General features: G+C 74.3%; 25 protein-coding genes and 1 tRNA gene. 16 read left to right on the top strand and 10 right to left on the bottom strand.

Annotation, left to right across the window (positions count from 1 at the left end):
• Nucleotides 1–196 precede the first annotated feature (196 nt).
• The 7 genes from JOE43_RS14725 (at nt 197) to JOE43_RS14695 (ending at nt 7032) form a co-directional block, all read left to right on the top strand.
• A complete protein-coding gene (locus JOE43_RS14725; protein WP_209518751.1) occupies nt 197–1441 on the top strand; it encodes a HisS family protein in 1245 nt (414 codons plus the stop codon).
• 112 nt (nt 1442–1553) lie between these two features.
• On the top strand, nt 1554–2834 hold the full coding sequence (gene eno, locus JOE43_RS14720; RefSeq protein WP_209518749.1) for a phosphopyruvate hydratase: 1281 nt from the start codon (nt 1554–1556) through the stop codon (nt 2832–2834).
• 93 nt (nt 2835–2927) lie between these two features.
• Nucleotides 2928–3467, top strand: coding sequence for a septum formation initiator family protein (locus tag JOE43_RS14715; RefSeq protein WP_167259880.1), 540 nt, complete (start codon nt 2928–2930; stop codon nt 3465–3467).
• The gene (locus JOE43_RS14710) at nt 3464–4015 is read left to right on the top strand and encodes a DUF501 domain-containing protein (protein ID WP_209518747.1); all 552 of its coding nucleotides are present in this window, start codon (nt 3464–3466) and stop codon (nt 4013–4015) included. Before JOE43_RS14715 ends, JOE43_RS14710 begins: the two co-directional genes overlap by 4 nt.
• Before the next feature lie 5 nt (nt 4016–4020).
• Nucleotides 4021–5274 (top strand): S8 family serine peptidase, encoded by a 1254-nt coding sequence (locus JOE43_RS14705; RefSeq protein ID WP_307803396.1) that lies wholly within the window; start codon nt 4021–4023, stop codon nt 5272–5274.
• A 39-nt stretch (nt 5275–5313) separates the two neighbouring features.
• Nucleotides 5314–6837, top strand: a complete 1524-nt coding sequence (locus JOE43_RS14700) for an NAD(P)/FAD-dependent oxidoreductase (RefSeq protein ID WP_209518745.1) — start codon at nt 5314–5316, stop codon at nt 6835–6837.
• 120 nt (nt 6838–6957) lie between these two features.
• A tRNA-Leu gene (locus JOE43_RS14695) sits at nt 6958–7032 on the top strand.
• 119 nt (nt 7033–7151) lie between these two features.
• Here the strand turns inward: JOE43_RS14695 and JOE43_RS14690 are convergent.
• Nucleotides 7152–9437, bottom strand: coding sequence for a hypothetical protein (locus tag JOE43_RS14690; protein ID WP_209518743.1), 2286 nt, complete (start codon nt 9435–9437; stop codon nt 7152–7154).
• A 237-nt stretch (nt 9438–9674) separates the two neighbouring features.
• Here JOE43_RS14690 and JOE43_RS14685 point away from each other — a divergent pair, with 237 nt between their 5' ends.
• Nucleotides 9675–10256: a LemA family protein gene (locus JOE43_RS14685; protein WP_209518740.1), complete on the top strand. Its 582-nt coding sequence runs from the start codon at nt 9675–9677 to the stop codon at nt 10254–10256.
• Nucleotides 10257–10259: 3 nt separating this feature from the next.
• Here the strand turns inward: JOE43_RS14685 and JOE43_RS14680 are convergent, their stop codons facing one another.
• Nucleotides 10260–11480 carry a winged helix-turn-helix domain-containing protein gene (locus JOE43_RS14680; RefSeq protein ID WP_209518738.1) on the bottom strand — a complete coding sequence of 407 codons (1221 nt, stop codon included), beginning with the start codon at nt 11478–11480 and terminating at the stop codon, nt 10260–10262.
• Nucleotides 11481–11632: 152 nt separating this feature from the next.
• Here JOE43_RS14680 and JOE43_RS14675 point away from each other — a divergent pair, with 152 nt between their 5' ends.
• Together JOE43_RS14675 and ilvA are read left to right on the top strand one after the other, a co-directional pair.
• Complete coding sequence (locus JOE43_RS14675) at nt 11633–13024, top strand: AI-2E family transporter (protein WP_209518736.1); 1392 nt, start codon at nt 11633–11635, stop codon at nt 13022–13024.
• A complete protein-coding gene (gene ilvA, locus JOE43_RS14670) occupies nt 13017–14255 on the top strand; it encodes a threonine ammonia-lyase (RefSeq protein WP_209518734.1) in 1239 nt (412 codons plus the stop codon). The genes JOE43_RS14675 and ilvA overlap by 8 nt, the downstream gene beginning before the upstream one ends.
• A gap of 55 nt (nt 14256–14310) precedes the next feature.
• On the opposite strand, the gene greA is transcribed toward ilvA, so the two are convergent.
• Together greA and JOE43_RS14660 are read right to left on the bottom strand one after the other, a co-directional pair.
• Nucleotides 14311–14805, bottom strand: coding sequence for a transcription elongation factor GreA (gene greA, locus JOE43_RS14665; protein WP_056056674.1), 495 nt, complete (start codon nt 14803–14805; stop codon nt 14311–14313).
• A gap of 163 nt (nt 14806–14968) precedes the next feature.
• Entirely contained in the window at nt 14969–15424 is a 456-nt protein-coding gene (locus tag JOE43_RS14660) for a DUF4307 domain-containing protein (RefSeq protein WP_209518732.1), read from the bottom strand.
• 69 nt (nt 15425–15493) lie between these two features.
• Here JOE43_RS14660 and mca point away from each other — a divergent pair, with 69 nt between their 5' ends.
• Nucleotides 15494–16387: a mycothiol conjugate amidase Mca gene (mca, locus tag JOE43_RS14655; RefSeq protein ID WP_200931995.1), complete on the top strand. Its 894-nt coding sequence runs from the start codon at nt 15494–15496 to the stop codon at nt 16385–16387.
• On the top strand, nt 16384–16722 hold the full coding sequence (locus tag JOE43_RS14650) for a hypothetical protein (protein ID WP_209518729.1): 339 nt from the start codon (nt 16384–16386) through the stop codon (nt 16720–16722). The genes mca and JOE43_RS14650 overlap by 4 nt, the downstream gene beginning before the upstream one ends.
• Here JOE43_RS14650 and JOE43_RS14645 read toward each other — a convergent pair.
• The gene (locus tag JOE43_RS14645) at nt 16719–17459 is read right to left on the bottom strand and encodes a hemolysin III family protein (RefSeq protein ID WP_056056670.1); all 741 of its coding nucleotides are present in this window, start codon (nt 17457–17459) and stop codon (nt 16719–16721) included. The genes JOE43_RS14650 and JOE43_RS14645 overlap by 4 nt on opposite strands.
• An 83-nt stretch (nt 17460–17542) precedes the next feature.
• Between JOE43_RS14645 and JOE43_RS14640 the strand changes: the two genes are divergently transcribed.
• The 4 genes from JOE43_RS14640 (at nt 17543) to JOE43_RS14625 (ending at nt 22163) form a co-directional block, all read left to right on the top strand.
• Complete coding sequence (locus tag JOE43_RS14640; RefSeq protein ID WP_307803395.1) at nt 17543–18331, top strand: isoprenyl transferase; 789 nt, start codon at nt 17543–17545, stop codon at nt 18329–18331.
• A gap of 123 nt (nt 18332–18454) precedes the next feature.
• A complete protein-coding gene (locus JOE43_RS14635) occupies nt 18455–19582 on the top strand; it encodes an aminotransferase class V-fold PLP-dependent enzyme (protein WP_209518727.1) in 1128 nt (375 codons plus the stop codon).
• Between the two features lie 271 nt (nt 19583–19853).
• Nucleotides 19854–21278, top strand: a complete 1425-nt coding sequence (locus JOE43_RS14630) for a PhoH family protein (protein ID WP_307803394.1) — start codon at nt 19854–19856, stop codon at nt 21276–21278.
• 294 nt (nt 21279–21572) lie between these two features.
• Entirely contained in the window at nt 21573–22163 is a 591-nt protein-coding gene (locus JOE43_RS14625; protein ID WP_209518725.1) for a prepilin peptidase, read from the top strand.
• Nucleotides 22164–22240: 77 nt separating this feature from the next.
• Here the strand turns inward: JOE43_RS14625 and JOE43_RS14620 are convergent, their stop codons facing one another.
• The 5 genes from JOE43_RS14620 to xseA form a co-directional block, all read right to left on the bottom strand.
• Entirely contained in the window at nt 22241–23635 is a 1395-nt protein-coding gene (locus JOE43_RS14620) for a class II fumarate hydratase (protein WP_209518723.1), read from the bottom strand.
• Nucleotides 23636–23700: 65 nt separating this feature from the next.
• Entirely contained in the window at nt 23701–24363 is a 663-nt protein-coding gene (locus JOE43_RS14615) for a carbonic anhydrase (protein WP_307803393.1), read from the bottom strand.
• Nucleotides 24360–25034, bottom strand: a complete 675-nt coding sequence (locus JOE43_RS14610) for a DUF4245 domain-containing protein (protein ID WP_209518703.1) — start codon at nt 25032–25034, stop codon at nt 24360–24362. The genes JOE43_RS14615 and JOE43_RS14610 overlap by 4 nt, the downstream gene beginning before the upstream one ends.
• Nucleotides 25031–25291 carry an exodeoxyribonuclease VII small subunit gene (locus JOE43_RS14605; protein WP_209518701.1) on the bottom strand — a complete coding sequence of 87 codons (261 nt, stop codon included), beginning with the start codon at nt 25289–25291 and terminating at the stop codon, nt 25031–25033. The genes JOE43_RS14610 and JOE43_RS14605 overlap by 4 nt, the downstream gene beginning before the upstream one ends.
• Nucleotide 25292: 1 nt before the next feature.
• Complete coding sequence (gene xseA / locus JOE43_RS14600; protein WP_209518699.1) at nt 25293–26573, bottom strand: exodeoxyribonuclease VII large subunit; 1281 nt, start codon at nt 26571–26573, stop codon at nt 25293–25295.
• Nucleotides 26574–26645 lie beyond the last annotated feature (72 nt).

Genomic DNA, 26645 nt, shown 5'->3' with positions numbered 1-26645 from the left:
CGGGCCAGGCGCGATGCGCCTGGCCCGTCGTGGAGCCCTCACCGCAGGGAAGGGAGGGCGCCGGGGTCGGCCGCCGGTGCGCAACCCGATTCGCGCCGACGACCTGCGTCGACCATAGCCGACATGTCACATTACGCGCAAGGCGGCCCCGCTCTCGGGGCGCCTCCCGGGGGTCCGGCTCTGGGATGATGGTGCGATGCCCTCACACGTGACCCCGCCGCGCGGGATGCGAGACTTCCTGCCCGCCGAGAAGCGCCGCCGCGAGCGGGTCCTGGCGACCGTGCGCGAGGTCTACCGGTCGCGCGGCTTCGACGAGATCGAGACGCCGGTCGTCGAGGGAGCCGAGTTCCTCTGGTCCGGCCTCGGCGGCGACAACGAGAAGCAGGTCTTCGCGGTGCTGCGCCGCGGGCTCGACCTCGACGCCGTCCGCGCCGTCGGGTCGCCGCTCGAGCTGGCCGACCTCGGACTGCGCTTCGACCTCACGGTGCCGCTGGCCCGGTTCTACGCGTCGCACCGGGCCGAGCTGCCCACCGTCTTCCGCTCCGTGCAGATCGCTCCGGTCTGGCGGGCCGAGCGGCCGCAGAAGGGCCGCTACCGCCAGTTCGTGCAGTGCGACATCGACATCCTGGGCGAGCCCGGGCAGCAGGCCGAGGTCGAACTGATCTCGGCCACGACCGACGTGCTCGACGCCCTCGGGCTCACGGGCACCACCATCCGGGTCAACGACCGCCGCGTGCTGCTCGGCGTCCTGGCGCACTGGGGCGTCCCCGCCGAGCTGACCGACCGTGCGCTGATCGAGATCGACAAGCTCGACAAGATCGGGGTCGACGGCGTCGTCACCCAGCTGCGCGAGCTCGGCGTCGGCGGCGACGACCTCGCGGCGCAGCTGCACCAGCTCGGCGAGGCGACCTTCGACTCGATCACCGGCTCCGCGCCTCCCGCCTGGCTCGACGCCGAGGCCGGAGCCGACCTCGTGGCCCTCCGCGACGCGCTGCCGGGCGCGACCCTCGTGCTCGACCCGACGCTGGTGCGGGGCATGGGCTACTACACGGGCACCATCTTCGAGGTGGCGCACCCCGACTTCAGCTACTCGCTGGGCGGCGGCGGTCGCTACGACGGGATGATCGGCCGGTTCCTCGGCACCGACGTGCCGGCCGCGGGCTTCTCGCTCGGCTTCGAGCGCATCGTCGACCTCGTCGAGCTCGACGGGGCCGACGACGACGGCCTGGCCGTGCTGCACGACAAGACGGTGCCGCCGGCCGAGCTGGTCGCCCTGCAGCGGGCGCTGCTCGCCGGCGGCGAGGGCCGGGTGCGGCTCGAGCGCCGGGCGAAGAACGCCAGGGGCCAGCTCGCCGCGCTCGCGGCGGCCGGCTTCGGGCGGTTCACCTCCGTGCGCGGGGGCGAGTCCGTCGACGAGCTGCAGATCCGCCCGATCGGCTGACCGACGGCGGGCGAACGTCCGCTGAACACCCGCGTCGCCGGTCGGAGGCGCGGCTAGGCTAGGCGGCGGGGCCCAGGCCCCGACGACCTGACGACACACTAAGGAGTTCTCCGTGGCAGCAATCGACGCCGTAGGCGCCCGCGAAATCCTCGACTCGCGGGGCAACCCGACCGTCGAGGTCGAGGTCCTGCTCGACGACGGGACCGTGTCGCGCGCGGCCGTCCCCTCGGGCGCATCCACCGGGGCCTTCGAGGCCTACGAGCTCCGCGACGGCGACGACAGCCGCTACCTCGGCAAGGGCGTGCTCAAGGCCGTCGCCGCCGTCATCGACGAGATCGGCCCCGAGGTCGAGGGCCTCGACGCCACCGACCAGCGCCTGATCGACGCGGCGATGATCGAGCTCGACGGCACCGAGAACAAGTCGCGCCTCGGCGCCAACGCCATCCTCGGCGTCTCGCTCGCCGTGGCCCGCGCCGCCGCCGACTCGGCCGACCTGCCGCTCTTCCGTTACCTCGGCGGCCCGAACGCCCACACGCTGCCCGTGCCGATGATGAACGTCATCAACGGCGGCTCGCACGCCGACAGCAACGTCGACATCCAGGAGTTCATGATCCTGCCGATCGGCGCGTCGACCTTCGGCGAGGCCGTCCGCTGGGGCGCCGAGACCTACCACGCGCTGAAGAGCCAGCTGAAGGCCGCCGGCCTCTCGACCGGCCTCGGCGACGAGGGCGGGTTCGCGCCGAACCTCGAGAGCAACCGTGCCGCGCTCGACCTGCTGGTCGAGGCCATCACCACGGCGGGCTTCACCCCCGGGAAGGACATCGCGCTCGGCCTCGACGTCGCCTCGAGCGAGTTCTACGCCGACGGCTCGTACACGTTCGAGGGGCAGTCGCGCGACTCGGCCTTCCTCGCCTCGTACTACGCCGACCTCGTCGCCTCGTACCCGCTCGTCTCCATCGAGGATCCTCTCGACGAGGACGACTGGGAGGGCTGGGCCCACCTCACGAGCGAGATCGGCAGCAAGACCCAGATCGTCGGCGACGACCTCTTCGTCACGAACCCGACGCGTCTCGCCAAGGGCATCCAGACGGGCGCCGCGAACTCCATCCTCGTCAAGGTGAACCAGATCGGCACCCTGACCGAGTCGCTCGACGCGGTCTCGCTCGCCCAGCGCAGCGGCTACACGACCGTGCTCTCGCACCGCTCCGGCGAGACCGAAGACACCACGATCGCCGACCTCGCCGTCGCGACCGACGCCGGCCAGATCAAGACCGGCGCCCCGGCCCGCAGCGAGCGCGTGGCCAAGTACAACCAGCTGCTCCGCATCGAGGAGGAGCTCGGCGACGCCGCGGTCTACGCCGGCTACTCGGCGTTCCCGCGCTTCCAGGCCTAGCCGGCGCCCCGCCGAGAGGCCCGTCCCCGCCCGGGGGCGGGCCTCTCGGCGTTCCGTGACCCGGCGCCCGGGTGCGTCGTCTACCCTCGACACATGCCTCGTGAGACCCCGAACCGCCGCGTGCCGGTGAGCCTCCCGGCCGCCGACTCGGCCGCGGGCGCCTGGCTCCGCAACATCCGCTCATCGGGCTTCAGCCTCGTGATGCTCGTCATCCTCGTGCTGTTCGTCGTCATCCTCGCGCCGTCGCTCCGCACGCTCATCCAGCAGCAGCAGCAGATCGCCGCCCTCGAGCAGGAGGTCCGCGACCAGCAGGCCGACGTCGACGACCTGCAGGGCGACGTCGCGCGCTGGAGCGACCCGGCCTACATCGAGGCCCAGGCCCGCGATCGGCTGCTCTACGTCTACCCGGGCGAGTACAGCTACCTCGTGATGGGCGAGTCGGCCGACGCCGAGCCCTCGCAGCCCGCCCCGATCAGCGACTCGCTGCAGACCCCCCAGGTCGACTGGGTGGCGGCCATGACGTCGTCCGTGCTCGACGCCGGGCTCAGCGACGCCCCCGCGACCGAGCTGGTCGCGCCCGACCTCGGCGGCGCGACCGTGCCGTCCTCCACCTCGACAGGCGGCACCCCGTGACGACCCCTCCCTTCGACCCGGTCACCGACGACGACGTGCGCATCGTCACGGCCCAGCTGGGCCGCCCCGCCCGCGACGTCGTCGGCATCCCCGCGCGCTGCGTCTGCGGGGCGCCCACCGTCGTCGCGACGAAGCCGCGCCTCGGCGACGGCACGCCCTTCCCGACGCTCTACTACCTGTGCCACCCCGGGGCGACGGCGGCGGTGTCGACCCTCGAGGCGACCGGCGTCATGACCGAGATGACCGAGCTGCTGGCCGGCGACGAGCAGGTGCGCGAGCAGTACCACGCCGCGCACGACGCCTACCTCGCCGACCGCGAGGGCATCGAGCACGTCGCCGAGATCGCGCAGGTCACGGCCGGGGGCATGCCCGAGCGGGTCAAGTGCCTGCACGCCCTCGTCGGCCACGCCCTCGCGGCGGGCCCGGGGGTCAACCCGATCGGCGACCTCGCGCTCGAGCGCGCGTCGTGGAGCCCCGACGTCTGCCGCTGCCCCGACTGGCTCGACGAGTCCGCCCCGGCGACCACCGCCTCCGACGGCGCAGCCTGACCGCCGTGGGGCGGCGAGGGGGCGTCAGCGTCGCGGCGGTCGTCGCCGCGGCCGCCCTCGTCGTGCTGCCCGCCGCCTCGGCCCGGGCCGACACCATCCGCGACCAGCAGTACTGGCTCGCCGACTACGGCATCGAGCAGGCCTGGCAGACCACCCGGGGCGCCGGAGTCACGGTGGCGGTCATCGACACCGGCGTCGACGGGTCGGTGCGCGAGCTCCAGGGCGCCGTGGTCGGGGGCACGGACGTCAGCGGCCAGGGGAGCCCCGACGGGCAGACCCCGGTCGGCACGGACGACCCGGCGCACGGCACCCTCGTGGGCTCGATGCTCGCCGGCCGCGGCACGGGCAGCGGCGACGGCGTCATCGGCGTCGCGCCCGAGGCGAGCCTGCTCTCGGTGTCGGTCGGCTTCGGCAGCGGCGCCGTCGACTCCGACACCCAGATCGCCGACGCGGTCCGCTGGTCGGTCGACCACGGGGCCGACGTCATCAACATGTCGCTGACCCGCAACACGCTCGACTGGCCGACCAGCTGGGACGACGCGTTCCTCTACGCGATGGAGCACGACGTGGTCGTGGTGGCCGCCGCCGGCAACCGCGGCAGCGGCACGACCGAGGTGGGCGCCCCGGCGACGATGCCCGGCGTGCTGACGGTCGCGGGCGTCGACCGCTCGGGCACCGCGAGCTTCGACGCGTCGAGCCAGGGCATCACCATCGGGGTCGCGGCGCCGAGCGAGAAGCTCGTCGGGGTCGGCCCCGACGACGTCCACTACAGCTGGAACGGCTCGAGCGGGGCCACGCCCCTCGTCGCGGGGATCGTCGCCCTCGTGAGGGCCGCCCACCCCGAGCTCGACGCCGACGACGTCATCAACCGCGTGGTCGCGACGGCCGAGCCGCGCGGCGCGAGCCAGCCCGACCCCCTCTACGGCTACGGGCTCGTCGACGCGGCGGCGGCCGTCACCCGTGACGTGCCGCACGTCGAGGCGAACCCGATGGGCGACCTCTCGGAGTGGATCCGCGTGCACCGCCGCGCCGACGAGGTCGTGCCCGACGGCAGCTCGTCGGCCGTGCCCGTCGAGCCGGCGCCGGTGCCCACCCCCGAGACCCCCGACGGCGAGCGGCTGTCGGCCCTGCTGCCCACGGTCGAGACGATGCGGTCGACGGGCGTCCCGCTCATCGTCTTCGCGGTCTTCGGCGGGGCCCTGGTGCTCGTCGGGGTCGGCGCCGCCCGGCAGTACGGGCGGGGCCGTCGGCAGGAGTAAAGTCTCCTCCGACACCCCACAACGAGGAGAGCCTTCACCGTGCCTGAAATCCTGATCGTCGGCGGCGGCTACGCCGGCTTCTACACCGCCTGGAAGCTCGAGAAGCACCTCCGTCAGGGGGAGGCGTCGGTGACGGTCGTCGACCCGCTGCCCTACATGACGTACCAGCCCTTCCTCCCCGAGGTCGCGGCCGGCTCGATCGAGCCCCGTCACGCCGTGGTCTCGCTGCGCCGCCACCTCAAGAAGACGAGGGTCGTCACCGCCAAGGTGACCGCGGTCGACCACGCCACGAAGACCGCGACGATCACCCCGTCCGTCGGCGACGCGTGGACGATGGAGTACGACCAGATCGTCATGACGGCCGGCGCCGTGTCGCGCACCTTCCCCATCCCGGGCGTGGCCGACGAGGCCATCGGCCTGAAGACCATCGAGGAGGCCGCGGCGATCCGCGACAAGCTCCTCACCAACTTCGCGAAGGCGGCCGACCTGCCCGCCGGCCCGCTGCGCGACCGCCTTCTGACGGTCACGGTCGTCGGCGGCGGCTTCGCCGGCATCGAGATCTTCGCCGAGCTGCGCAGCTTCGCCAGCGACCTGCTGAAGAAGTACCCGACCCTCACCATCGACGACACGCACTTCCACCTCGTCGAGGCGATGGGCCGCATCATGCCCGAGGTGTCGCTCGAGACGAGCCACTGGGTGCTCAAGAACCTCGCCGAGCGGGCCGCCACGGTCCACCTCGACACGCAGCTGCAGTCGGCCGTCGGCGGCAAGATCGAGCTGTCGACCGGTGAGTCGTTCGAGTCCGACCTCATCGTCTGGACGGCCGGCGTCATGGCCAACCCGATGGTGCGCTCCACCGACTTCCCGCTCGAGCAGCGCGGCCGCATCACGGTCCGGGCCGACCTCCGCGTCGTCGACGGCGAGACCGTCGTGCCCGGCGCCTGGGCCTGCGGCGACGTCGCGGCGACGCCCGACCTCACGGGCAAGGGCGTCGGCGGCTTCTGCGTGCCGAACGCCCAGCACGCCGTGCGCATGGGCAAGCAGCTCGCCAAGAACATCACCGCCGTGCTCCGCGGCGAGGAGCCCGTCGACTACGTGCACGAGAACCTCGGCGCCGTCGCGGGCCTCGGCCTCGGCACGGGAGTCTTCCAGAGCGGCAAGTTCGCCATGAAGGGCTTCCCCGCCTGGGTCGCGCACCGCGGCTACCACGGCATGGCGATGCCGTCGTTCGAGCGCAAGTTCCGCGTCGTCACCGGCTGGTGGAACAACTTCTGGCTCGGCCGCGACATCGTGTCGCTCGACGACCGTGAGCGCCCCCGCGCCGCGTTCGAGGCGTTCGCGTCGCGCCCGAAGCCGGCCGCCGACGAGGCCGCCGCGGCTCCCGCACCCGAGATCGGCAAGGCCGCCGGCGAGCCCGGCCCCGCCTACGCGAACCCGGCCGACGCCGACGGCAGCGCCCCCGCCGAGGGTGAGAAGGTCGGGGCCACGGCCGGCGGCACGGCCCGCGGCACCGGTGCGTCGAGCGACGTCTCCGGCACCGAGAAGGTCCCCGCCGCCGAGTAGCCACGGCACAGGCCGCCCCGCGCGGCCCCGCCACGACGCCCGCCCTGCTGCACGCCAGCGCGGCGGGCGTCGTCGTGTCCGCGCCACGGGCGCCGTCGCCGTCTCGTAGGCTCGGGGGAGGCCCTCGTAGCCCAACTGGTCAGAGGCAGGCGACTTAAAATCGTCCAAGTCAGGGTTCGAATCCCTGCGGGGGCACGGCGACGATCACGGCGCGAGCACCGACGCGTGCGCGGGCATCGACATGCGCGCGGGCACGGTCACGGAGGTGAGCTGTTGCGGTGCCCCGGCGTCGAGCGGGTGTCGAGCTCGGCGGCTCAGGCCTCGCGGCCCGCGGGCTCGACCACGCGCAGCCAGAGCCAGGCCGCGACGGCCCCGAGCGCCGCGACGGCACTGGCGGCCACGAGCGGCACGAGGGGGAACACCGCCGTCGGCGCGCCGACGAAGACCACCGCGGCGACGCTCACGCCGACCACGACGAGCCCGACGTAGGCGCCGCGGGACCAGGCCCACACGCGCCTCCCGGGCAGGCCGCCGAGCGGCACGAGCGAGACGACGAGCGAGCCGAGCCCGGCCAGGCACACGGTCGCCAGCGTCTCGCGGGCGAGCTCAGCGCCCGCGCCGGCCCCGGCCGCGGCCCCGGGCACGACGCCGTGGAGCACCCACGCCGCCCCGCCGAGCACGACGAGGGCCCCGAGCTGCGCGGCCGCCGCGACGCCGACGTCACGGGAGTCGGGCTCGCGCGCGGCCTCCGCGCCGCGGTGTCGCCCGGACGACGACGGCACGGCGACGAGGGCGCCCGTGAGCAGCACCCCCAGCACGAGCGGCGGGTCGAGCGAGAGGGCCCGCGTGGCCGCGCACGCCACGACGGCCGCCAGCAGGAGGCGCGGTGACATCCGCACGCGGAGGGCCAGCCCCCGGGCCCGCGCGACGAGCAGGGCGGGCAGCGCCACGCCCAGCCCGTTGAGCACGACGAGCCCGATCACGATCCCCAGCGCCAGGCGGGCGTACTGCAGCTCGTCGTCGACGCCGGCGGCGACGGCCGTGACGGCGGCGCCCGCCACGAGGGCCAGGGCGACCGGCAGCCACGGGCTGACCGTGGCCGCGCTGAACGACGTGGGCAGCTCGACGCCGCGGTTGCGGCCGGTCAGCGAGGCGCGGCGCCGTCGCTGTCGCCCGCGCAGCGACGCGGCCGCGAGGCGGGCCGGCGCGGCCACGAGCAGGAGGAACAGCAGCGCCAGCCCGCCGGCGAGCGCCCAGGCCGGGCCGCCGAGGGTCTGGCCGAGCGTCGGCAGGTGCTCGCCGAACGTGGTGGCGGTGGCCCAGGTGCCCCGGGGGGCGTCACCGGTGCCGGGGGCGCCCCCCGCGCCTCCCGAGGGGTCGTCGGGCGGGGCTCCGCCGTCGCCGCCCGGCGACGCGGGCGCGACCGGCCCGGCCGTCGCCGACGGGGCCCCGGGCGACGGGACGGCGGTGGGGGAGGGGGAGGGCGTCGCGCCGGGTCGCGGCGTCGGGCTCGCGACGGGAGGCGCGGCGGCCGACCCCGGGGCGACCACGGTCACGGTGACCCCGGCTGAGGGAGGCCCGTAGTTGCCCGCCGGGTCGACGAGGGCGGCCTGGACGACGTGTGAGCCGAGGGGCAGGTCGGAGCCGGCGGTGCTGCACGACCACGGGCCGTCGCCGACGACGACCTGGCAGACGGGCGAGCTGTCGACGTAGACGGTCGCGAGGGCTCCGGCCTCGCCGCTCCCGGTGACCGTCACGGGCTGCGTGGCGATCCGCTGACCGGCCGTCGGCGAGGTGAGGCGCGGGGCGGCCGGCGGGTCGCGGTCGACCCGCACCGTGACGGCGCTCGAGGCGGCGGAGCTGGGCACGTCGGGCACGGAGGGCGACGACTGCGTCGCGGTCACCGTGTACGACCCCGAGGGGAAGGCGGAGGCGGGCAGGGTCGTCGTCCACGAGCCGTCGCCGCCGGCCGTCGCCGTGGCCCGGGCGCCGCCGCCGGCCGTGACGGCCACCGTGGCGCCCGGCGCGGCCGTGCCGGAGAGCTTGCCGCCCACGAGGAGGCCCCCGCGGACCGTCGGCGGGGTCAGCACGGAGAAGGGAGCCGAGTCGACGTCGGGGGCGCCGGGCTGGTCGAGGTCGCGGGCCGTCGCCGTCCAGCCCGCGCCGGTCGGCACCGGCCCGGAGCACGACCACGCGCCGTCGGCGCCCGCCGTGACCGCGTCGCAGAGGGTGCGGAAGGTGCCCGAGCCGCTGACCGACACCTTGACGCGGGCGCCGGGGGTCGCAGTGCCCGTCACGAGCACCGTGCCCGTCGCGCTGTCGCCCACCGGGCCGACGGTCGGCGCGACGGGCTCCGCCGTGGGCGGGGGAGTCGTGGGCGGGGCGCCGAGGGAGGGCGGCGCCGGCGACGGGGTCGGGCTGGCCGCCGCCCACCCGGGCGCGGACGGCCCGGCGAGCAGCAGCGCGAGGCCCAGGGCCGTCGCGAGGAGCACCGTGACGGCCGCCCGGGCCCTCACCCGCGCGGAGGCGTGCCGGAGGCCCGCGGGGCGGCCGGTCAGGACCGGGCGTCGCGGGGCGGCGGAGGGCGGGAGGTCGATCACTGAGACCCATTCAGCACGCCCCCGGGGGACAAGTCAATCCGCTGCGCGGAGGAGAACCACGTGCTCCTCCTCGTCGGTCGGCGACGCATGTCGTGAGTTCGCTCCGAGAACGCCCAGTCGACGTGGAGGCCCCGTCGGGCGCATTTATAGTGTTCTCCGGACCGAGCCCGACCCGACGACGTCTCCGAGCCTCCCGCTCGGCCGCGGGTCGCCACGCACCTGGAGGAGTCACCCGTCATGCAACCCGGCCTCACCGGCATCCTCGTCGCCGTCGGCGTCGTCGTCCTCCTCCTGCTCCTCGCGGGCATCTGGGCCTGGGCGTCGTACCACTCGCTCGTGGCGCTGCGCACCCGGGTCGACGAGGCGTGGGACGCCATCGTCGTCCAGATGCGCCGCCGGGCAGAGCTGGTCCCGACGATCGTCGAGCAGGTCAGGGGCTACGCCTCCCACGAGACCAAGGCGCTCGAGACCGTCGAGCGGGCTCGGGTCGAGACCCTCGAGGCGAGCACCCCGGCCGCCGCGTCGACCGCCGAGGGGCACCTGCAGACCGCCCTCCGTGGGGCCTTCACGGTCTCCGAGTCCTTCCCGCAGCTGCAGGCGAGCCAGTCGTTCCTCCAGCTCCAGTCGGAGCTCGTCGAGACGGAGGACGGCCTCCAGGCAGCCCGTCGCTCCTACAACGGCGGCGTCCGCGAGCTGAACGCGAAGGCCGCCGGCTTCCCGGCCCGGCTCTTCGCCCCGCGCCTGGGCGTCGCGAAGCGCGACTTCTTCGAGGTCGAGCAGCCGTCGACCATCGCCGAGCCGCCGCGCGTCCAGTTCTGACCGCTAGCTGACGGCGCCCGCCCCGACGGCGCCCCGCAGCGCCGCCGCGAGGTCGCCCCGGTCGACGACCTCCACCCGCTCGAGACCCTGCCAGCGGGCCGCCCGGCCCAGCAGCGCCGCGAGCCGGTCGACGTCGACGGGCAGGTCGCGCTCCCGCCACGAGGCCTGGACCCTCAGCACCCGGGCCTGCCGGTCGCTCTTCAGGTCGACGCGGGCGACGAGCTGGTCGCCCTGCAGCACCGGCAGCACGTAGTAGCCGTGCACCCTCTTCTCCTGCGGGGTGTAGATCTCGATCCGGTAGCGGAACCCGAACAGGCGCTCCGCCCGGGGCCGCGTCCAGACCACGGGGTCGAACGGCGAGAGCAGGGCGTCGGCGGCGATCCGCCGGGGGAAGGCCGCGTCGCGGTGCAGCCAGCCGCCCCGTGGCCAGCCCGGGACCGTCACCGGCGTCACGACGCCCTGGTCGGCCAGGTCGCTCAGGGCGGGCACGACGTCGGCCGTCTTCATGCGCCAGTGGTCGGCGAGGTCGGCGGTGGTCGCCACGCCGGAGGCGCGGGCCGCGTGGGCGAGCAGCTCACGGTGGGCCTCCTCCCGCCCCACCTCGACGGCGAGGAGCTCGGCGGGCAGCACCTGCTCGGGCAGCGCGTACACCCGCTCGAAGCGTCGTCGCCCGGCGCTCACCAGCGCCCCCACGCGGAAGAGCGCCTCGAGCCCGCGCTTGACGTCGCTCCAGCCCCACCACGGCCCCGTGCGCCGGTCCGCGTCGTGCTCGACGAGGCTCGCGGGCAGCGGCCCTTCGCCGCGCAGCTCGTCGAGCAGCCAGGCGGCCGTCCGGGCGTTGGCCGACAGCCACGACCCCGGGTCGGCCTCCGCCCGGGCCCGGTGGTCGTCCATGCGCCAGCGCATCAGCGGCCAGGTCTCGACGGGCAGCAGCGCGGCCTCGTGCGCCCAGTACTCGACGTACCGCCCGCGCGGGGCGAACAGCAGCTCGTCGAGCCGGTCGCGGTCGTAGTGGCCGAGGCGCGCGAAGACGGGGAGGTGGTGGCTGCGCTCGAAGACGTTCACCGAGTCGATCTGCAGCAGGCCGAGGCGGTCGACGACGCCGTGGAGCTGCCGGGCACCGACGACCCGGGGGCCCCCCGCCTCGGCGACGGGCCGGCCGAGGCCCTGCGCGGCGAGGGCCGTGCGGCGGGCCTGGGCGGGGGAGAGGGCGTCGCGGGTCACGGGGCGACCCTACCGACGGCCGCCGACACGGCCGACCCGGCCCGCGACTCCCCGTGTCCCGGCGCCGGTGCCGCGGGGCTCGTGCGGTCCACATGCCGGGAGGGGCATGCGGTGCGGGCGTCACGGTCGGCCGCGACACCTACACTGAGCGCATGAACCGCCTCCGACGGCTCCTCCGACGCCCCCCGGGCAGCGACGTCGCGACGCCCGTGCCCGTCGAGCCCGTGGCCGGCGCCGCGGCGCTGCCGTCGGCCCCCGTCACGAACCCTGAGGTCGCTCCCGAGCACCGAACGGCGGGCGACCTCGACGGCGCGCTGCCCCGCGGCGTCGTCGTCGCCGGCGCCTGGTCGTGGCGCGTCCTCGCGATCGTCGGGGTCATCGCGGTCTTCGTCTGGCTGGTCATCCAGCTGCGCATCATCGTCGTGCCGTTCATGGTGGCCCTGCTCATCGCGGCGCTGCTCGTGCCCCTCTCGTCGTGGCTGCAACGGCACGGCTGGCCGAAGTGGCTCGCGGTCGTCGTCAGCCTCGTCGGCTTCGTCGTCGTCGTCGCCGGGCTGCTCTACCTCGTCGTGCTGCAGATCATCGACGGCTGGCCCCAGCTGCGCGACCGGTCGGTGGCCTCGTACGTCGAGCTGAAGGGCGTGCTGCTCGACTCGCCCCTGCACCTCACCGAGGCGCAGCTGAACGCCTCCGTGACCGACGCCGTGACCGCCCTGCAGCAGGACAGCCAGCCGCTCCTGCGCGGTGCCCTCTCCGTCGGCACGACGGCCGGCCACGTCGGCGCCGGGCTCGTGCTCGTGCTCTTCTCGACGATCTTCGTCCTGGCCGGCGGCGGCGACATCTGGCGCTGGTTCGTCCGTCTCTTCCCGCGGCGGGCCCGCACCGCCGTCGACGGAGCGGGCCGCGCGGGCTGGACGACGCTGACGAACTTCGTCAAGGTGCAGATCCTCGTCGCCGCGGTCGACGCCGTGGGCATCGGCCTGGGCGCGTTCTTCCTGGGCCTGCCGCTCGTCGCGCCGATCGCCATCGCGGTCTTCCTCGGCTCGTTCGTCCCCGTGGTCGGCGCGGTCGCCACCGGCACCGTCGCCGTCGTCATCGCGCTGGTCTACAACGGCTGGGTGGTGGCGCTGGCGATGCTCGCGGTCGTGATCCTCGTGCAGCAGATCGAGGGCCACGTGCTGCAGCCGTTCGTCATGGGCGGCGCCGTCAAGGTGCACCCGCTGGCCGTGGTCTTCGCGGTCGCGGCGGGTGCCCTCCTCGCGGGCATCCCCGGCGCGCTCTTCGCGGTGCCCGTCGTCGCGGTGCTGAACGTCATGGTGTCGTACGTCGCGGGCGGCAGCTGGCGCGACGGGCCCCGGTCGGTGCCCGCTCCGCCGGGTCGCGTGCCCCCGGGCCCGTCGGCCGGCGCCTCCGCCCCGAACACGAGGGGCGGCCCCGTGGTCGGCCCCTCGGCCACGTCCCCCGCGGCCACCTCCCCCTCCGCGGCCGACCCGGCCGCCGCCTCCGCTCGCTCCGTTCCGTCCCGAAAGGCCGCTGATGCCTGACCTCACCATCGCCGGGCCCACCCTGGCCGAGATCGAGGAGGCGCGGTTCCGCGTCTCGACGGTCGCCCGCGTCACGCCGATGGAGAGCTCGCGGTTCCTGGCCGACGTGCTGGGCTCGCCGGTGTACCTCAAGTGCGAGAACCTGCAGCGCACGGGCTCGTACAAGATCCGGGGCGCCTACAACCGCCTCACGCAGCTCTCCGACGACGAGAAGGCGCGGGGCGTCGTGGCCGCCTCGGCCGGCAACCACGCCCAGGGCGTGGCCTTCGCCGCGCGGGAGCTCGGCATCGCGGCCACCATCTTCATGCCGGTCGGGGTCGCCCTGCCCAAGCTGCAGGCCACCCGCGACTACGGCGCCGACGTGGTGCTCAGCGGCCACGCCGTCGAGCAGTCGCTGATGGCCGCCAAGGAGTTCGCGGCCACCACCGGCGCCGTCTTCATCCCGCCCTTCGACCACCCCGACGTCGTCGCCGGGCAGGGCACCGTCGGCCTCGAGATCCTCGACCAGGTGCCCGACGTCGACACGGTCATCGTGCCGATCGGCGGCGGCGGGCTCATCTCGGGCGTCGCGAGCGCCCTGAAGCAGAACGCCGCCCGCACGGGCCGCGACGTGCGCATCATCGGCGTGCAGGCGGTCAACGCGGCCCCCTACGCCGTGTCGATGAAGCGCGGGGTCCGCACCGACATCGAGGCCCTGCCGACGATCGCCGACGGCATCGCCGTCGCGAAGCCGGGCGTGCTCAACTTCGAGATCGTCCGCGAGACCGTCGACGAGGTCGTCACGGTGAGCGACGACGACACGGCGCGGGCGATGCTCGTCATGCTCGAGCGCGCGAAGCTCGTCGTCGAGGCGGCGGGCGCGGTCGGCGTGGCCGCCGTGCTCACCGAGCAGGTGCGCGACCTCGGCACGACCGTCATCGTCCTCAGCGGCGGCAACATCGACCCCCTGATGATGGAGCGCGTGATCGGCCGCGGGCTCGCGGCCGCCGAGCGCTACCTCAAGCTGCGGGTCGGCCTGCCCGACCGCCCCGGGCAGCTGACCCGGGTGTCGGAGATCCTCTCCGACGCGAACGCGAACGTCGTCGAGGTGCTGCACACCCGGCACGGCCGCGGGCTGCAGATCAGCGAGGTGGAGCTCGAGCTCAGCGTCGAGACGCGCGGGCCCGAGCACGTCCAGCACGTGCTGCAGCGCCTCCGCGACGCCGGCTACGAGCCCCGCGTGGACTTCTAGCACGACGACGGCCCCCGCTCCGAGGAGCAGGGGCCGTCGTCGTCGGCGCCGGGGGCTACGGCGTGTAGGTCTCGACCGCGGTGACGGAGACCGCGATCTCCTTGCCGTTGGGGGCCGTGTAGCTCGTCGAGTCGCCGACCTTCAGCCCGTTGATGGCCTGGCCGAGCGGGCTGGTCTCGCTGTAGACCGAGAGGTCGCTGTCGGCGGCGATGATCTCGCGGTTGCCGAGCAGGAAGGTGCTGGGGTCGCCGGCGATCGTCGCGGTGACGACGGTGCCGGGGCCGACGATGCCGGCGGCGGCGGTGGACTCGCCGACCGTGGCGTTCTTCAGGAGGTTGGTGAGCACCCGGATGCGCGCCTCCATCTTGCCCTGCTCGTCCTTCGCGGCGTGGTAGCCGCCGTTCTCCTTCAGGTCGCCCTCTTCACGCGCCGCCTCGATGCGGGCGGTGATCTCCTTGCGGCCCTCGCCGCTCAGGGTGGCGAGCTCGGCCTGGAGGCGGTCGCGGGCGTCGGGCGTCAGCCAGGTGGTGGCGTCGTTGGCGTCGTTCATGGTGTCTCCGTTCGTGTGGCGGCCCGGCCGCGCGCTCGCCCGCGCGGGTGGTCCGGTCACGGGCGCTCCGGTCGCACGTGCGGGGAGCCGCGGGGCGGACGAGGCACGCCCCTCGAAAGAAGGAGACCGGCCGAGTGGCCGGTCTCCGGTGATCCGATGCAGTCTACGGAAGCCAGCACTCGTAGATCAACCCCGTCACCGCCCGCTCGCTGGTGGCCAGCGAGGTGGTGTACGTGGTCGAGTGCTGCGTCGCGGCGGGCAGGTGGACGACCTTCCAGCCGACGATCGCGAACTTCTGGTTCTGCGCCTGGACGGCGCAGCTCACCTCGGTGCCCGGCTGCACGCTGACGGTGTACTGCACGTCGACGGAGCGGTCGTCGAGCACCGTGTAGCCCACGTCGGTGCTCTCGAGCTTCGACCCGTCGCCGTCGAAGGCGGCGAAGACGACCCAGGCGGCGAAGACCACGACGAAGGCGACCGCGACCGAGACGGCGATCACCGTGCGCCGGCGGCGCGTGCCCGGCGACCGGCCGTAGCGGTCGTCGAGGTGCGACGAGCGAGCCGTGTCGGGGGCCGGCGTCGAGGGCGCCGGAGATGCTGCGGGGGGCGTGGACGCCACTCGGGACTCCGTCCGATTATCCTGGTCACAGGGTAGCAACGTCTGCCCTGCACGAATTGCGAGGAACCCGTGACCCTGCGCCTCTTGGCCGTCCACGCCCATCCCGACGACGAGTCCAGCAAGGGCTCGGCGACGTACGCCCACTACCGCAGCCTCGGCGTCGAGGTCCTCGTCGTCAGCTGCACCGGAGGTGAGCAGGGCTCCATCCTCAACGAGCAGCTGGAGGCCCGGCACCACGCCGAGCGCGACATCGCCGGCCTCCGCGTCCACGAGATGCGCGCCGCGCAGGAGGCGATGGGCGTCGACCACGTCTGGCTCGGCTACGCCGACTCCGGGCTGCCGGCCGAGGGCGAGCCCGTCGCCGTCAACTCGTTCGCGACCATCCCGCTCGAGACGAGCGCCGAGCCCCTCGTCGCCGTCATCCGTCGCTTCCGCCCGCAGGTGCTCATCACCTACGACGAGAACGGCGGCTACCCGCACCCCGACCACATCCGCACCCACGAGATCTCGATGGAGGCCTTCCGTGCCGCCGCCGACCCCGCGCGCTACCCGGCGACGGGCGAGCCGTGGTCGATCGAGAAGGTCTACTACGACCGGATGTTCAGCACGGGCCGCATCGAGGCGATGATCAGCCACCTCCGCGAGAGCGATCCGGAGTCGCCGCTGATCGAGCGCCTCGGCGAGATGCTCGAGCGCTTCAGCGACCGGCCCGACCTGGCCACCACGAAGGTGCCGGTCTCCGACTTCTTCCCCGTGCGCGACGCCGCCCTGCGCGCCCACGCGAGCCAGGTGCCGCTCGACAGCGCCTTCTTCTTCTGGCCGAACGACCTGCAGGTGCGGGCCTGGCCGACGGAGGACTTCCAGCTGGTCGAGTCGACCGTCGAGTCGACGCTTCCCGAGACCGACCTCTTCGCCGGCGTCGTCGACCCCGACACCGGCCTCGTCGGGACGGAGCGCTCGTGACCGCCCTCGGCGACCTCGCCCTCGGGGCGACCGTGCGCCTCCTCGCGCAGCCCTCCACCCCGTCGCCGACGCTGCCGGCCTCGACCGTGCCCGACGAGGCCGTCACGCCCGGCGTCTGGGGCTTCGTCGCGATCGCGTTCGTCGCGATCGCGACCGTGCTGATCATCGTCGACATGAGCCGTCGCGTGCGCCGCACGCGCTACCGCGGCGAGGTCCGTGAGCGCATCGAGGCCGAGCGGGCCGAGGCGAGCCAGGCCGCGGCCGGCCTGGACGAGGAGGCGCGGCCCGGCCAGGGCGACGACGAGCCGTTCCGCGGGGGCGAGCCGAGGGCCTAGCCGAACGACGGCGCGTTCAGCGCCAGCACGAGGATCCCGCTCCAGTGGCAGAGGTAGGCCGCCACCGTGCAGGCGTGGAACAGCTCGTGGAAGCCGAAGTGGCCGGGTGCCGGGTTCGGGCGCTTCAGACCGTAGAAGGTCGCGCCCACGATGTAGAGCAGCCCGCCGACCAGCACGAGCACCGTCATCGGCACGCTGGCCGCGACGAGGTCGGGCAGGAACCCCAGCGCGCCGACGCCCATCAGCACGTAGAGCGGCACGTACAGCCAGCGCGGCGCGTGGATGAAGAAGACCCGGAAGGCGATGCCGAAGGCCGCCGCCGTCCAGACGAGCACGAGCAGCAGCTGCGACTTGCCGGGCGGCAGCGCGATGGCCGCGATGGGCGTGTAGGTGCCGGCGATGAGCAGGAAGATGTTCGAGTGGTCGAGCCGCTTGAGGAACATCTTGGCGCCGGGGCTCCACGGGAACCGGTGGTACGTCGCCGAGATGCCGAAGAGCAGCAGCGAGGTCGTCATGAAGACGGCCGAGGCCCACGTCGCGGCGGTGCCGTCGGCGAGCACGACGAGCACCACGCCCGTGGCGATCGCCACCGGGAAGGTCGCGGCGTGGATCCAGCCGCGCCAGGTCGGCTTGCGTTCGATGGACGCGTAGTCGAGGGCGTCGTCGAGGAGGGGCAGGTTCGGGAGGTCGGCGCCGCCGTCCTCGGCCACGCCGTCGCGCGCGGGGGTCGTGCTCATGCCCCCGAGCGTAGGCGAGGGGCCGGGGAGGCGGGGGACGAGGCGCTGGGAATCTAACGCCGAGCGTGCGTTAACGTAGGCACGTGAAGAACCGTCGGCGCACCCCCCTGGCCGGCGGCGTGCTCTACGGCCTCTACCAGCGTCGGCTCCGCCGCGAGCTCGAGGGCGCGGAGCTGCCGCACCACGTCGCCATGATCGTCGACGGCAACCGGCGGTGGGCCAAGCTCCGCATGCTCGAGACGGCCGCTCACGGCCACCGGGCGGGCGCCGCCAAGATCAGCGAGTTCCTCACCTGGTGCGACGACCTGGGCATCCGGGTGGTGACCCTCTACCTCCTGTCGGCGGACAACCTCGGCAACCGCGCCTCCGACGAGCTCACCGAGCTGTTCGGCATCATCGGCGACGTCGCCGACGAGCTGTCGCGGCAGCGCGACTGGCGGGTGCAGCACGTGGGGTCGACCGACGACCTGCCGCCGTCGCTCCGCGAGTCGCTCTCGCGGGCCCAGGCGAGCACCGCCGACCGCGGCGGGCTGCACGTCAACCTCGCCGTCGGGTACGGCGGGCGTCGCGAGATCGCCGACGCCATGCGCAGCATCGTCCGCGAGCACGACGCCGCGGGCGGCACCCTCGACGCGCTCGCCGAGGTGCTCACGCCCGAGCTCATCGCGCAGCACCTCTACACCGGCGGGCAGCCCGACCCCGACCTCGTCATCCGCACTTCGGGCGAGCAGCGGCTCAGCGACTTCATGCTCTGGCAGAGCGCCCACAGCGAGTTCTACTTCGTCGAGGCCTTCTACCCCGACCTCCGCGAGGTCGACTTCCTCCGGGCGGTGCGCGACTTCGCGCTCCGGCACCGGCGGTACGGGAGCTGACGACCGGGCTGTCCTCCCGGCGCTGACCCGCGCCTCCTCCCGGACAGCACGGGGGCCCGAGGGCGACGCGCCGACGCGTCGCGCACTACCGTAGGAGGCTGACCCCCACCCGAGGAGCCGACCGTGACCACCATCGACGAGTTCGCCGCCGGCTTCGCCGACGAGCCCGGCTACTTCGACTTCGCCAAGTACGGCCCCATCTCGACCCCGGTCGCGGAGGAGCAGCGCGGCCTCGTCGACCTGCAGGCCCGCTCGCGGCACGGCTCGGAGATCGCCCTCGACGAGCAGGCCGGCCGCGTGCGCCGCGCGGTCTCGGCGCTCGTCGGGTTCCCCGCCGACCAGGTCGTCTTCCAGCCCAGCACCAGCGAGGGCCTGCTGCACACGATGTTCGGCCTCACCGGGCAGATCGTCCTCTCGGCCCGCGAGTACCCGAGCCTGCCGCTCGCGGTGACCCGCGCCTCCTCGGCCCTGCGGGTGCTCGACCCGGTCTGGATGGACCCGACCTACGGCGCCGTGACGCCCGCCCTCGTGCAGGAGCACCTCACGTCGTCGACCACGGCCGTCGCCGTGAGCGCCGTCGACTACCGCACGGGGTACCTCGCCGACCTCGAGGGCATCCGCCAGGTCATCGGCGACCGCCTGCTGATCGTCGACGCCATCCAGGGCCTCGGCGTCGCCGACCTGCCGTGGTCGCTCGCCGACGTCGTCATGGCCGGCGGCCAGAAGTGGCTCCGCGCCGGCTGGGGCACGGGCTTCCTGGCGCTCAGCGAGCGCGCCACGACGGAGCTCACCCCGGTCTTCACGGGCGTGGCGGGCTCCGAGCTCGTGCTCGGCGGCCGGTACGACCAGCCGGTGCCCGTCCGGGACGGCGCGGCCGCGTTCCAGGTCGCGAACCCCGACCCCATCGCGCAGGCCCGGCTCGCCACGGCGGCCGAGGCCGTCACGGCGGTCGGGGTGCCGGCCATCGCGGCGGCGGTCGCCGAGCGCGCCTCCCGGCTGATCGACCTCGCCGACGAGGCCGCCGTGCCCGTCATGTCGTCGCGCGACGAGGCCGAGCGGGCCGGCATCGTCGTGCTCCAGCCCGAGCCGGCGCAGCTGACGACCCTCACCGCCGCGTTCATCAACCACGGCGTCACCGCGACGGTGCGCGACACGACGGTGCGGCTCAGCACCCACGTGTCGAACGACGACGAGTCGTTCGACATGCTGCGCGCGGCGCTGACGTCGTTCGGCAGCGCCGTCACCTACTAGCGGCGACCGGCGCGGGCGACCGGCACCGCGACTCCTCGGGGCCCGCCCTCGCAGCCGTCGTCCAGGTCTCGACCACAGCGTGAGGGTCGTTCACCTGATCGTCACACGACGCGGCGCGTCGCCGTCGACACGGCCGCCGGGCTCGACGTAGGTTCGCATCACCGGGCAAGTCGCCCGGTCGAGGCGGCCACGAAAGTTCGTCCTCGCGTCGCACTCCGGCCGTCTCCGCCGCAAGGGAACGGGTGCCCAGGCACCCGGAGATGGAGTCGTCGTGACCTCGCTGAACGAGCCCCGCACCGAGACCCGGACCGATCAGAGCACCGACCGCGGCAGCGACTGCGGGCCGGGCAGCGGCCACGGACGCGCTGCCGAGACCCGCGCCGGGGAGGCGCGCGGCACGTCGGTCGCCCAGCGCACGTACGTGCTCGACACCTCCGTGCTCCTCTCCGACCCCCAGGCGGTCTTCCGCTTCGCCGAGCACGACGTCGTGCTGCCCGTCGTCGTGGTCAGCGAGCTCGAGGGCAAGCGGCACGACCCCGAGCTCGGCTACTTCGCCCGGCAGGCGCTGCGCCTGCTCGACGACCTGCGCGTGCAGCACGACCGCCTCGACTTCCCCGTGGCGGTCGGCGACGGCGGGTCGTTCCGGGTCGAGCTGAACCACTCGAACATGTCGGTGCTGCCCTCGGGGCTCCAGCTCGGCGACAACGACTCGCGCATCCTCGCCGTGGCCAGCAACCTCGCCGCCGACGGCCTCGCCGTCACCGTCGTCTCGAAGGACCTGCCCCTGCGCGTCAAGGCGGCGTCGATCGGCCTCGCGGCGGAGGAGTACCGCGCCGAGCAGGTCGTCGACAGCGGGTACACCGGCCAGATGGCGCTCGACGTCTCGAGCGAGCAGATGGCGACCTTCTGGGAGAAGGAGCGGCTCAGCTCGCGCGCGCTCGGCGACGTGCCGGTCAACACCGGCGTCGTCGTGCACTCCGACCGCGGCTCGGCCCTCGGCCGTGTGACGGCCCGGGGCGAGGCGCGGCTGGTGCGCGGCGACCGGGACGTGTTCGGCCTGCACGGCCGCTCGGCGGAGCAGCGGCTCGCGATCGACCTGCTGCTCGACCCCGAGGTGGGCATCGTCTCGCTCGGCGGCAGCGCGGGCACCGGCAAGTCGGCCCTCGCGCTCTGCGCCGGGCTGGAGGCGGTGCTCGAGAAGCAGCAGCACAAGAAGATCATGGTGTTCCGCCCGCTGTACGCGGTCGGCGGGCAGGACCTCGGCTTCCTGCCCGGCGACGCCGGCGAGAAGATGAACCCCTGGGGCCAGGCGGTCTTCGACACGCTCGGCGCCCTCGTCTCGCAGAACGTCCTCGACGAGATCGTCGAGCGCGGCCTGCTCGAGGTGCTGCCCCTGACGCACATCCGCGGGCGCTCGCTGCACGACGCGTTCGTGATCGTCGACGAGGCCCAGTCGCTCGAGCGGAACGTGCTCTTGACGGTGCTGAGCCGCATCGGGCAGAACTCACGGGTCGTGCTGACCCACGACGTCGCGCAGCGCGACAACCTGCGCGTCGGCCGCCACGACGGCGTCGCCTCCGTGATCGAGACGCTCAAGGGGCACCCGCTGTTCGGGCACGTCACGCTGACGCGGTCGGAGCGGAGCGCCATCGCGGCGCTCGTCACCGAGCTGCTGGAGTCGAACGAGCTGAGCTGAGCTGAGCTGGGCCGCCGCACCGCCTCCTGCGGGGTGCGGCGGGTCGGTGTCCTCCCCGGCGGGTGGGCGCCCGCCCGCCGGGGCCGGAGGGCATGGGGGAGGCGCGGGCCGCCTGGTCCTCCCCAGCCCGGTCACGGGGGCCGCGGTCCCCGATCGGCGACCCCGGCGCGCCCGACGGAGTCCGCCGCACGGCACCCTCGGCGCATGACGACGCCTCCGGACCCCCCTCCCGCCGCTCTCGCCCCTCCACCGGTGGCCGGGCCTCGTGCGGTGCGCCGGCGCTGGAGCTTGGTCGTGGCCGCCGCCGCGCCTGCCGCGCTCCTGGCGGCCGTGGTGCTGACGTCCTCGCCGCCCCCGGCCCTCGCGGTCGTCGTCGCCGTCGCGCTGCTGGTCACGCCCGGGCTCGTGGTCACCGACCTGGTCTCCCGTCGGCTGCCCGACCGGCTCGTGGCCCCGCTCGCCGCGGCCACGCTCGGGGGCCTGGCGCTCCACGCCGCGACGGGCGCGGGCTCCTGGCCGTCGGTGCTGCAGGGGCTGGCGGTGGGCGTCGCCGTGCTCGTCGCCGGGGAAGCGGTCTCGTGGTGGGGCGGCCTCGGCATGGGCGACGTCAAGCTCGGCGCCGCCCTGGCGACGTCGACGGCCCTCACGGGCACCGCGGCCGAGCTGGCCGGGGGAGCGGTGCTCGCGACGGGAAGCGTCGCGGCAGCCTGCGCGGTCGCCGTCGCGGCCCGGCGGGCGCGCAGGGACCGGGGTCCGGGCGAGGCCCGGCCCGCCAGTGCGACGGGCGGCACGAGCCTCGCGCGGGGCGTCCCGCTCGGGCCCGTGCTGCTCGCCGCGTGGTGGGCGACCGTCACGGTGGAGGCGACCGGCGCCTCCACCGTGTGACGGCTCCGATCACCTCGGAGCGCGGCCCGGGGTGCCGACGGCGCCCGAGCCGGGCCCGTCGACGGCCACGGGGCGAGCTAGCCCGGGTGGGTCATGCTCAGCACGTCGAGGGCGGAGTCGAGCTGCTCCTCCGTCACCTCGCCGCGCTCGACGAAGCCGAGGTCGACGACGGCCTCGCGCACGGTGAGCTTCTGCGCCACGGCGTGCTTCGCGACCTTGGCGGCGGCCTCGTAGCCGATGACGCGGTTGAGGGGCGTGACGATCGCGGGCGACGACTCCGCCAGGGCGCGGGCGTGCTCGACGTTGGCCTCGAGCCCGTCGACGGTCTTGTCGGCGAGGGCGCGCACGCCGTTCGACAGCAGGCGGATCGATTCGAGCAGCGCCGTGCCCATCACGGGGATGGCGACGTTGAGCTCGAAGGCCCCCGAGGCGCCGGCCCAGGCGATCGTCGCGTCGTTGCCGATCACGCGCGCCGAGACCATGAGCACGGCCTCCGGGATGACCGGGTTGACCTTGCCCGGCATGATCGACGAGCCGGGCTGCAGGTCGGGGACGTGCAGCTCGCCGAGCCCGGCGTTCGGCCCGGAGCCCATCCAGCGGATGTCGTTGTTGATCTTGGTCAGGCTGACCGCGACGACGCGGAGGGCGCCCGAGGCCTCCACGAGCGCGTCGCGCGCGCCCTGGGCCTCGAAGTGGTCGAGGGCCTCGGTGACGGGCAGGCCGCTGTCGGCTGCGAGGGCGGCGATGACCCGCTGGGGGAAGCCGACGGGCGTGTTGATGCCCGTTCCGGTCGCGGTGCCGCCGAGCGGCACCTCGGCGACGCGGGGCAGGGTGGCGCGCACGCGCTCGACCCCGAGCCGGATCTGGCGGGCGTAGCCGCCGAACTCCTGGCCGAGGGTGACCGGCGTCGCGTCCATCAGGTGGGTGCGGCCGGCCTTGACGACGTCGGCCCACTCGACGGCCTTGCGCTCGAGCGCCTCGGCGAGGTGATCGAGCGAGGGCACGAGCTGCTCGAGCAGGGCGCCCGTGACGGCGACGTGCACCGACGTCGGGAAGACGTCGTTCGACGACTGCGAGGCGTTGACGTGGTCGTTCGGGTGCACCGGGGTGCCGTCGACGGTGCCGGCCAGCGTCGCCAGCACCTCGTTCATGTTCATGTTCGACGAGGTGCCGCTGCCCGTCTGGTAGACGTCGACCGGGAACTGGTCGTGGTGCTCGCCGCCGATCACGGTGTCGGCGGCGGCGACGATCGCGTCGGCGACGGCGGGGGCGACGATGCCCATCTCGCCGTTCACGATCGCGGCCGCGCGCTTGATGCGCGCCAGCGCGACGATCTGCGCCGGCTCGAGGCCGGCCCCGGAGATCGGGAAGTTCTCGACGGCACGCTGGGTCTGGGCGCGGTAGAGCGCCGATGCGGGCACCCGCACCTCTCCCATCGTGTCGTGCTCGATGCGGTACTCGGATGTGGTCACGACGTCGTGGTCCCTTCCTGTGGCCCTCGTGGGGCGCTCTCGACCCCGGCTCGCCGGGGGTGGTCTCAGAGTCGGCCGATGACGACCGAGCGGTCGACGCGGCCGTTCGCGAGGTCGTAGTTCGCCCCGACGACGGCCAGCCGCCCCTCCGCGATCGCCGTCGCGACCAGGGCCGAGCGGCCGACCAGCGTCTCGACGGATGCCTCGATGTGCAGCTTGCCGACCGAGCGGGGGTCGAGCACGGCCCCGGGCTCGAGGTCGATCGTGGCGCGGCGCACCGACGGCACGATCATGTCGACGAGGTCGCCGAGGAACCGCGACCCGGGAGGCGCGGTGGAGGTCATCGACTCGATGGCCGTCGCGACGGCGCCGCAGCTGTCGTGCCCCAGCACGACGATGAGCGGCACGTTGAGCACCGAGACCGCGTACTCGAGGGAGGCGATCACGGTGTCGCCGACGACCTGGCCGGCGTTCCGCACGACGAAGAGGTCGCCGAGGCCGACGTCGAAGATGATCTCGGCCGCGAGGCGCGAGTCGGCGCAGCCGAAGAGGGCGGCGACGGGCTCCTGGCCGCCGGCGAGCAGCGACCGCCGGTCGCTGTCTTGGTGGGGGTGCTCGGGGCTGTTCGCGACGAAGCGGTCGTTGCCGTCGGCCATGCGCTGCCAGGCCTGGCCGGGGGTCAGGTGCTCGGGGGCCGAGGGGGCGGCGGTGGTCTCGGGGGAGGTCACGATCGGGTGCTCGTCTCGTCGGCGATCTGCTCGGCGAGGGCGGTCGCCAGCGTCTCGAACTCGGTGTCGTCGGCCGTGCCGTGCAGCACGTAGGAGCTGCGGTCGACGGTGGTCGTCAGGCTGTAGGCGTAGTTGCCGGGGTCGTCGGCGTCGCGCTGGTCGTAGACGAGCCAGTCGAGCCCGCCGATCGTCGTGGTGCCGTTCGGCACGGCCGTCTGCACGGCGGCGCTCACCCAGGTGTCGTTGGCGTCGATGCCCTGCTCGAGGGCGATGAACTGGTCGGCGGGGGTGATCAGGCCGACGTACCAGGTCGAGACGCCGTCGGCCGTGCCCGTGTCGATCTCGGCACGGTTCGACGACCAGCCGTCGGGCAGCGCGGGGGCGGCGAGCGGCACGTCGACGCTGGCCTCCGACTGCTCGGCGACGCTGCGGTAGTCGATCACCTGGCGGTTCACGGTGCCGCCGGGGCGGACGACCACGAGCACGAGGAACAGCACGATGCCGAGCGACGCGAGGATGGAGAGCGTGAGGTTCTTCGCCGTCTGGTTGGCGTAGTGCTTGCGGGTGTTCTCGGCCTTGCGCCGGGCCGTCTCGTCGGGCGTCTCGGGGCGGCCGAGCTCGGCGACGACACGGGGCTCCTTCGGGCGACGCCCCCGGCCGGTGCCGCTCATTCGGCGCTCACCTGGCGGCGAGCGGCCTCGAGGCGCTCTCGGGCGCCCATCAGCCACTCCTCGCAGCGGCGGGCCAGGGCCTCGCCCCTCTCCCACAGGGCCAGCGACCGCTCGAGGGTGGACCCGCCCTGCTCCAGCTCGGCGACGACGCGCACGAGCTCGTCGCGGGCCTGCTCGTAGCTCAGCGACGAGACGTCGGGAGCGGAGTCGGCGCTGGCCGCGGGGGAGTCGGAGGGGGTCGTGGTCACGGGCACCATGCTACCGAGCAGAGCTGACGACGGGGCCCTGGCCCGCGCCGGCGGGGGAGGGCGACCGGCCTGGGGAGGAGGCGCCGGTGCTGACGGCCCCCACCGCGCCTCCCTCGAGGGTGACGACGAGCTCGACCCCGGCCGGTGCGTCGTCGGGCTCCCGCAGCACGCCGCCGCCCGGCAGCTGCACGATCGAGTAGCCGCGCCGCAGGGTGCCCTGGGGCGACAGCGCCCGCAGCTGCGCGGTCAGCTCGGAGACGCGCGTGTGGGCGCGCTCGACCGCCCGGGCGAGCAGCTCCTCGCCGCGGGCCACGGCCCGCACGACCTCGTCGGCGCGGACGTCGACCAGGGTCTGGGGCGAGGCGAGCACCGGGCGGCTGCGGAGCTGCTCGAGCCGGTCGATCTCGGTCGAGACCAGCGAGGTGAGCCGCTGGCCGATGCGGGTGCGGGCCTGCTGCACGCGCTGGAGCTCTTCCGACACGTCGGGCACGACGCGCTTCGCGGCGTCGGTCGGCGTCGAGGCGCGGAGGTCGGCGACGTCGTCGAGCAGCGGCCGGTCGGCCTCGTGCCCGATGGCGCTGACCACGGGCGTCGTGCACGCCGCCACGGCGCGCACCAGGCCCTCGTCGCTGAAGCCGAGGAGGTTCTGGAAGTCGCCGCCGCCGCGCGCGACGATGATCACGTCGACTTCGGGGTCGGCGTCGAGCTGCTGCACGGCCGCGGTCACCTCGCCCACCATCCGGTCGCCCTGCACCGCGGCGTGCACGACCCGGAAGGCGACCGACGGCCAGCGCAGCTGCGCGTTGCGGAGGACGTCCTTCTCGGCGTCGCTGTCGCGGCCGGTCACCAGGCCGATGCACTGCGGCAGGAAGGGCAGGGGGCGCTTGCGGTCGGCGCCGAAGAGCCCCTCCGAGGTGAGCTGGCGCCGGAGCCGCTCGAGTCGTTCGAGCAGGTCGCCGAGCCCGACGTGGCGCATGTCGAACACCTGCATGGTGAGCGAGCCGCCCTTGACCCAGTAGTTCGGCTTCACCGCGGCGATGACGCGGTCGCCCTGCTTGAGGTCGGCCGGCACCCGCGACTTCACGCTCGACCAGATCGAGAACGAGATCGTGGCGTCCTGCTCGAGGTCCTTGAGCTTGCCGTAGACGTTGCCCCCCGAGACGTTCCACTGCGTGATCTCGCCCTCGACCCACGCCGTGCCGAGGCGGTCGATCCAGTCGCGCACCTTGGCGGCGAGCAGCCCCACGGGCCAGGGGGCCTCGGCGGTCGGCGGCGGGGTGACGATGGTCATGCTGCTCCCGGTGGTCGTGGGTGGTGGTCGGTGCTCGGTCGGCGGCGCGGGGCGTGCCCCGCTCCCAGTGGG

This window comes from Frigoribacterium sp. PvP121, from assembly GCF_017833115.1.
GTDB lineage: Bacteria > Actinomycetota > Actinomycetes > Actinomycetales > Microbacteriaceae > Frigoribacterium > Frigoribacterium endophyticum.
This window is presented reverse-complemented; position numbering and strand designations above follow the sequence as displayed.